The following is a 6,738-nucleotide window of genomic DNA, read 5'->3' on the forward strand; positions in this document are numbered from 1 at the left end:
GGTTTTTGGCCGCATTTGGGCCACTGGAACGGGCTTTATATGTACAGACTTTGCTAGGTTGTTTATATTTCGTCCCCACAGCTGCCCAAACAGATGAAGGAGACGCGCATGCTAAGCCCCACCCCCCCCACGCTTTCCGATGGAACCAAGGTCGTTGATCTGGTCAATGTGAACACACGGGAGGTGCAGATGCGCGCGCTCTCGGACCCCGAGCTCTACGAGCTGGAGATGGAGCGGATCTTCGGCAAGATCTGGGTTTTCCTCGGCCATGAGTCCGAGATTCCCAACTCGGGGGACTTCGTCACTCGCGACATGGGTTCCGACTCGGTGCTGGTCACGCGCGATAAGTCGGGCGAGGTTCACGTGCTTCTCAACCTGTGCACGCACCGGGGCATGCGGGTTTCGACCCTGGATGCGGGCAACACGCAGATCCACACCTGCATCTACCATGGCTGGGCTTTCCGTCCGAACGGAGCCTTTCTCGGCGCGCCGGTCGAGAAGGAGACGATGCACGGCAAGATGATGAGCAAGGAGGAACTGGGGTTGAAGAAGGCCCGGGTCACCTTGTATGGCGGGCTGATCTTTGCAACCTGGAACATCGATGGCCCCTCGTTCGAGGAATTCCTTGGCGACGCCAAGTGGTACTACGACATCCTTTTCAAGCGCACCGACAAAGGCATGGAAGTGCTGGGGCCGCCGCAGCGCTTCACGGTGCGTGCCAACTGGAAGGCAGCAGGGGAGCAGTCTGCCGCCGACGGCTACCACACGCTGACCCTGCACCGCTGGCTTGGCGAGGTCGGCAACTATTCCAAGAAGGGCGAAGGGGAGGGCAGCGGTGGCGACCTGAGCCCAGAGATGTACGGGGTGGAAGTCAGTTCGCCGCACGGGCACGCGTTGCGATGCATCGACCTGGGGCGGAAGATTCGCCGCATGACCGGGCTCGATCCCGACGTGCTGAGCGTGGACGAAAAGCTCAATGCGCTCCCGCCAGCCGGCATGACGAAGGAGATGGTCGAGCAGCTCAAGCGCAACCTCACGCCCGAACAGCTGCATGTGCAGACCAGCATGCCGCCGCAGGTCGGCGGCATCTTCCCGAACGTGCTGTTTGGCTTCGTCTACATCCCACAGGCCGATGGCTCGGTGGTCGGCTCGATGACCATGCATGCCTACGTCCCGAAGGGGCCCGACAAGCTGGAGTTCGTGAACTGGATCTTTGCGGAAAAGGACGCCCCGCAGGAGTTGCGCGACAAGATGCTCAGGCAGACCATCCAGCTGTTTGGCACATCAGGCATGGTGGAGCAGGACGACTCCGACACCTGGCCGCACATGACCCTGGCCGCCAAGGGCGCGCAGGGCAAGAAGATGACCCTGAAGTACCAGGCTGTCTATGAAACCGGGGCGCCCAAAGGCTGGCCCGGCCCGGGCATCGTCAACGAAGGCTTCACCAAGGACGACACGCAGTGGCACTGGTGGTTGTACTGGCGCCAGCTCATGGGCGACGCGGTCTGATCCTTCCTTGCAACTCGATACCATCCAATCTCGGAGACTCCCATGAGTGAAGCCCAAGGCGCCCTGGTGCCTATCGGATCGCCGGTTTACAACCAGATCCTTCAATTTCTGTACGTCGAGGCGCGCCTGCTTGACGAAATCCGCCTCAAGGAATGGGGCGCCCTGCTCGCGCAAGACCTGATCTACTCCGCTCCCTTGAGGGAAACACGGCCGGTCAACCAGCAGGCGGCATCGGTGGTGCGCACCATGCAGCACTACCACGACGATTGGCGCTCCGTGATGGGGCGGATCGTGCGCCTTACCGGCACCAAGAGCGCCTGGGCGGAAGATCCACCATCGCGCACGCGCCGACTCGTGACCAACGTTCTGGTCGAAGAGACGGACAAGCCCCAGGAATACAGCGTGCGCAGCTATCTGCTAGTGACGCGCAGCCGGTTCAACTTCGATGAATACGACCTGATCAGCGCGGAACGCAGGGACATCCTGCGGTCGGATGGCGAGGGGTTCAAGCTGGCCAAGCGCGAGATCCTGCTGGACCAGGCCGTGCTGGGTACGCCGAATCTGGCCATCTTCCTTTGACCTCGCGCTTGCCTTCAAGCCTTGAACGCGAGCCATTCCTGGTCATCGCGGCATAGCTGGCCGGGCTGCCACGTGAAATTCCAGGTCGAGCCCACTTGGCGCAAAGCCAGAGGGGCTCTTCCAGGCTGCTGCGCATAGCAGGCTCCGGTCGTTCTGGCATGGCGCTGTGCATCGAGGGGACGATTCTTCCCCATGGAAATCACGGCACATCGCCGCAATACCAGTGCTGCTTCAGCCATGTCTTCAGTCAGGTGGGCAAACGCCCAGCGCGCCATGCCCTGGCGCAACCCGATGCCTTCGTAAGGGGGAGGCCCTACGATGTCCAGGTCCTGGATATCCCAGGCCAGCAGCCGGATGCCGTCGCGATCGAGGGTCGCGTATGTGCGTCCTTCGATTCTCAGTGGCACCTCGATGTCATAGCGGCGTCGCGGCAGGGCCCGGGACGCGGCGGCCGCGGCCAGGCCGCTGAGTTCCAGCATGTGGGTGCATTGCTCGCTGGGATCGACTTGGCGCATCACGCCGTGGGCGCTTGTCGCAGGGGGCGTGCCGACCAGCTGTTGGAGTTGGCCAGCCGCCGAAGGACACAGGCTGTAAGGGTGGCGAGGAGCTTCGCCACGCACGAAGGCGATGAGCCCATCCCGGACGACGAGTTCGACCCGGAAATGATGGAAGTCATCCTCCAGCGCGGCCCGGCAGCGAAAGCCGGCTTCCAAGGGATCGGTTGCGATCAGAATGCGGCGTCGGAATACAGGCATGGGAACTTTCTTTCGGGGCCTCTGCCGTCGGCTGGCAACGCGCGAAGCCTGATTTTTCCGGCTGACACGAAGTGTCTTAAAGTGTACGATAAAAAGAATTCTGTCTAATATAAGGAGATTCAATGGGCTTGCTGAAAGACAAGGTGGCGCTGATCACCGGAGCGGGCGGTGGTATCGGACGCGGCATTGCACGCTGCTATGCGCGAGAAGGCGCTGCGGTACTGATTGCCGAGCTCGATCCCGTGACCGGCGCCGAGGCCGAGGCCGAACTCCAGCAGATGGGCGCGCGCGCCCTGTTCGTGCCCACCGACGTGCTCCGCAAGGACAGCGTGGAAGCCGCCATTCAGGCCGCAGCGGATAGCTTTGGCGGGCTCGACATTCTCATCAACAATGCCTTCGTCCCATCCGAGAACGTGTTGCTGGAGGACAAGACGGATGCGATGCTGGAGCGTACCCTGACATCTACCGTCTGGGCGTCCTGGTGGGCCATGCGCGCTGCCTTGCCGCACATGCGTGCGCGCGGTGGTGGGCGCATCATCAATTTCACGTCGATCGACGTGGACATCGGAGCCTGGCAGCATGCCGACTACAACACGGGCAAATCCGGTGTCGTCGGACTGACGCGCAGCGCAGCGGCCGAATGGGGCCGGTTCAACATCACTTGCAACGCCATTGCACCGACAGCCATGGGGGCGACATTCCATAAGCTGGCCGCCGAAATCCCCGGTTTCGCCGAGCGCTCGGCCGCCGCCCGGCCCATGGGTCGCTCGGGTGATCCGGAACTGGATATCGGGCCAGTGGCCGTCTTTCTGGGCTCGGAGATGGCGCGGTTCGTGACCGGAATCACCATGCACGTGGACGGTGGGCTGCATTTGCCAGGCTACAACTCGCGCCCGGCCCATGTGCCGGTGCGCGAATACTGATGCACCGGAGACAGGCTTCAGCGCTTGGTGACCTGTATGCCGCTGGTTTCCTGGTCCCAGGTGGCCGGTGTGCAACCTTGGTCGCGCAGTTCATACTTCAGAACCCGCCCCTGGGGGTTCTTGGGAAGGCTGTCGCGGAATTCGATGTAACGCGGCAGGGCGTAGTAGGGGACGGCGTCGATGGCCCACTGGAAAAGATCCTCGGGCGCCAGCGCCATGCCAGGGCGCAGCATGGCGGTCACCTTGACGTCGTCTTCCCCCTTGTCGGACGGGACGGCGTGCACGGCGACTTCGGCCAGGGCCGGGTGGCGGGCGAAGGCAGCCTCCATCTCGAAGCTGGAGATGTTTTCGCCGCGTCTGCGCAGGTAGTCTTTCTTGCGATCAACGAAATAGAAAAAGCCTTGCTCGTCGAACTTGCCAATATCCCCGGTGTGCAGCCAGAGGTTGCGCATGATCTTCAGCGTGTCTTCCGGCCTGCGCCAGTAGCCCATGAACATGATGTCCGGGCGCAGCGGCCGCACCACGATTTCGCCAGAAGTCCCGGTCGGCACTTCCCGGTCAAGGTCGTCCACGATGCGCACGTCGAAATCGGGAATGCGCTTTCCAGACGAACCGGGGGCGGCATATTCGCCACCGGCCAGCGAAGTGATCACTGCCGCTTCGGTGAGGCCATAGCCGTTGCCGCCCACCTGTTTCGCGCCGAAGCGTTCGCGCCAGATGGATTTGACTTCCTCCGTGAACGGATTGCCCCGCACTGTATGGATTTGCCCCTTGCAGCGCCGCCCGGCCTCGGTATCCGGCGCGTTGGCCAGCATCGCCCCCATGCTGCCCAAGATGGAGGCGATGGTGGCACCGCTGCGCTCCACTTCGGGCCAGAAGTTCGACACCGAAAAACGCGGAACGAAAGCGACGCGGGCGCCGACCAGAATCGATGCCAGCACGCCCACGCACATGGCGTTCATGTGGAACAGCGGCAGGGGCGTGATCGTGACGTCGTTTTCGTTGGCCGGCCCAGCGCGCAGTTGCAGACGCGCCAGATTGCACATGTAGTTGTAGCTGATCATGCAGCCCTTGGAGGGTCCGGTCGTGCCCGAGGTGTAGATGAGGCAGGCCAGTTCCCAGGGCTGGGGTTTGCGCTCGAACGCGCTGTCATCGCTGCCGCGGTGTTCGTCGAGCGAGGCCAGGGGCAGGGTGCCGCACTGCCTGTCGCCGGGCGTGCCCCGGGTCAGGACCTGCTGCACGTCCGGCAACCCGTCCGAAACCGCCGCGATGCGTTCGGCATACGCGGCCTCGCAGACCACGAGCGCCGCGCCGGCATCGGCAATCTGGTGGCGCAGGAATTCACCCTTGAGCGCGGTATTGATGGGTACGCTGACGGCGCAGAGCTTATTGATGGCGAACCAGCACAGCACGGCATCGATGTTGTTGTCGAGCATCGTCACGACCGTCTGGCCGGGTTGCACGCCCAGCGCCGCGAACGCATGGGCCAAACGGGTCGACTGGCGATCCACTTCGCCGTAGGTATGGAGTTCACCCGAGAAGTCGAGCAACACCCGGTCGGAATGTTTGGCTACCGCGCGTTCGAGCGCCGCAATGACCGTATCTTGTTGACCGAGGGACCACGTGTCGGGATTGCCGATTCCTGCCATGCAAAACGCTCCAAGCCACACCCAAGGATGCAAAAAATTCTAGATAAAGATGAGAATTCTATATTTAGATTTTTCACCGCGCGTGCTGGTAAACCCTTGGCCGCATCGCCAAGCGCCGAATCTCTCACTGAACCTCAGAAAGCATGGAAATGACCCTCAAGAGTACGAACAAGCAAGCCGCAGTCGCATCGAAAGCGGTTGGCAAGCCCCGTCGCAGGGTGGTGGATCGTGGCGTTGCGGCGCCTGTTGTGCAGAAACCTGCGGCGGCTGTCGCCATGGTGGAGAAGAAGAGCCCGGTGGCCGCAGAGACAGGGCCGGTTGGCGTACGCCGTGGGCGCAGCAACCGGCGTTCCGAGCAAACGATTGCGAACATCCTGATGGTCACCGAGAACATCGTGCTGAAATCTGGCGCCGAGCGGATCTCGATACTCGATGTCTGCCGCGAGGCGGGTATTTCCCGCGGCACGTTCTATCGCTATTTCGCGTCTCAGGATGAACTGCTGGATGCGTTTGCCCGTCACAAACGCGAGCAGTTCCATGTCACCTTGGCAGAGGCCGTCCAACCCTACCAGGACCCCGACGAGCGCTTCGACGCGTTGATTCGCTACCTGGACCACTACCTGGAGCATGGCCGCGCGCGCCGGTTGCTGGTCGCCGCACCGGAATACGCCCTTGGTTTCTTTCGCCGCATCTTCCACGACTCGGTGGTCCGGTTCCAGGACGTTCTCGGCTCTGTTTTCGATGCCTGGGAGGCTCGTTTTGGCGTCAAGGTGGATCGGGAACTGGTATGCGAACTCCTGATCCGCTATGTGTTGAGCGAGCAACTGGTGCCGGGGGATGCTGATCGCAAGACGTTGCCCCGGCGCATTGGCCGAATGGTGGAGGCCCTGGCCACAGGTGCGCCCCCCCGCGCCAGGCGGTGAATTGTCTCCTGCGGCAGTGGCATGCACCCGTCACCCTATTGCAGGGCGGTAGCGATGCGTGCGAACAATTGCCTCATTGGCATCTCGGGGGAGTGGCTGAAAAGGGGGGCGTGGTGCGCGGAAAAGGCTTTGTAGACAGCTGACCAGTCGGCGCTGGTCAGATGCCGGCGTGCAGCCGGGAAAATGACGGTCTCCTCCAGGGACATGTGCTCCCAGACCGCGCCGCTCAGGCGCTGGACGGCGGCGGTGACTGCTTCCGCGGCGTCTGCATCTCCATGCCCGTGACGGGCGAGGGCGGTGAACAAGGCATCGATCAAGGTGTTTTCCAGCACATGCTGCCGTTCCAGTTCGTCCAGTATTGCGTTGTGTTCGCTCGTGCGCTGCCGGAGCAGGCGGAAGA

The 6,738-nt window shown here is 62.4% G+C and carries 7 protein-coding genes; 4 read left to right on the forward strand and 3 right to left on the reverse strand.

Going from position 1 to position 6,738, the window contains the following annotated elements; translation table 11 throughout:
• Positions 1-108 precede the first annotated feature (108 nt).
• The gene (locus tag QZ709_RS00805; RefSeq protein ID WP_063460928.1) at positions 109-1,509 is read left to right on the forward strand and encodes an aromatic ring-hydroxylating dioxygenase subunit alpha; all 1,401 of its coding nucleotides are present in this window, start codon (positions 109-111) and stop codon (positions 1,507-1,509) included.
• Positions 1,510-1,551: 42 nt separating this feature from the next.
• The gene (locus tag QZ709_RS00810) at positions 1,552-2,088 is read left to right on the forward strand and encodes a 3-phenylpropionate/cinnamic acid dioxygenase subunit beta (RefSeq protein WP_121506349.1); all 537 of its coding nucleotides are present in this window, start codon (positions 1,552-1,554) and stop codon (positions 2,086-2,088) included.
• Positions 2,089-2,102: 14 nt separating this feature from the next.
• On the opposite strand, the gene QZ709_RS00815 is transcribed toward QZ709_RS00810, so the two are convergent.
• Positions 2,103-2,843 carry a DUF2889 domain-containing protein gene (locus QZ709_RS00815; RefSeq protein WP_121506350.1) on the reverse strand — a complete coding sequence of 247 codons (741 nt, stop codon included), beginning with the start codon at positions 2,841-2,843 and terminating at the stop codon, positions 2,103-2,105.
• Positions 2,844-2,965: 122 nt separating this feature from the next.
• Between QZ709_RS00815 and QZ709_RS00820 the strand changes: the two genes are divergently transcribed.
• Positions 2,966-3,766 carry an SDR family oxidoreductase gene (locus QZ709_RS00820; RefSeq protein WP_060987175.1) on the forward strand — a complete coding sequence of 267 codons (801 nt, stop codon included), beginning with the start codon at positions 2,966-2,968 and terminating at the stop codon, positions 3,764-3,766.
• A 17-nt stretch (positions 3,767-3,783) separates the two neighbouring features.
• Here QZ709_RS00820 and QZ709_RS00825 read toward each other — a convergent pair whose 3' ends face one another.
• Complete coding sequence (locus QZ709_RS00825) at positions 3,784-5,415, reverse strand: ATP-dependent acyl-CoA ligase (protein ID WP_060987174.1); 1,632 nt, start codon at positions 5,413-5,415, stop codon at positions 3,784-3,786.
• A 143-nt stretch (positions 5,416-5,558) separates the two neighbouring features.
• On the opposite strand from QZ709_RS00825, the gene QZ709_RS00830 reads away from it, so the two are divergent.
• Entirely contained in the window at positions 5,559-6,338 is a 780-nt protein-coding gene (locus QZ709_RS00830) for a TetR/AcrR family transcriptional regulator (protein ID WP_199726994.1), read from the forward strand.
• A gap of 35 nt (positions 6,339-6,373) precedes the next feature.
• Here QZ709_RS00830 and QZ709_RS00835 read toward each other — a convergent pair.
• On the reverse strand, positions 6,374-6,738 hold a 365-nt coding region (locus QZ709_RS00835; RefSeq protein WP_294635479.1), incomplete at its 5' end, for a hemerythrin domain-containing protein.

Source organism: uncultured Aquabacterium sp., from assembly GCF_913773725.1.
Lineage (GTDB): Bacteria > Pseudomonadota > Gammaproteobacteria > Burkholderiales > Burkholderiaceae_C > Aquabacterium.